The organism is Mesorhizobium sp. M1A.T.Ca.IN.004.03.1.1 (assembly GCF_003997555.1).
Classification (GTDB): Bacteria; Pseudomonadota; Alphaproteobacteria; order Rhizobiales; family Rhizobiaceae; genus Mesorhizobium.
Genome location: NZ_RZTV01001006.1, coordinates 1 through 239 on the forward strand (window position 1 = coordinate 1; position 239 = coordinate 239).

1 pseudogene is annotated in these 239 nt (G+C 56.9%); it reads left to right on the plus strand.

What is annotated here, in order from left to right:
• Positions 1-127: 127 nt before the first annotated feature.
• A pseudogene (locus EOD29_RS34715) lies at positions 128-239 on the plus strand (AEC family transporter); the annotation flags it as partial.

Sequence of the window (239 nt, forward strand, 5' to 3'; positions counted from 1 at the left end):
GTTCGGGCGCACAAAGGAGGCTCTCACTCTTTAGATCTGCGCATCGGGCTTACCGAAAATCGATTCCGATTTTCGCGCCGATGCTGTAGAGGTCGGATACTCCCCTCCCCGCAGAGCATCCCGCCTCATGTCAGCCATCATTCTCGACGTCCTTCCTATCTTCATCCTGATCCTCATCGGCTGGGTGATCGTTCGCAGCGGTCTGATGGCATCGAATGTCGGCGACGCGCTCAGCGAAT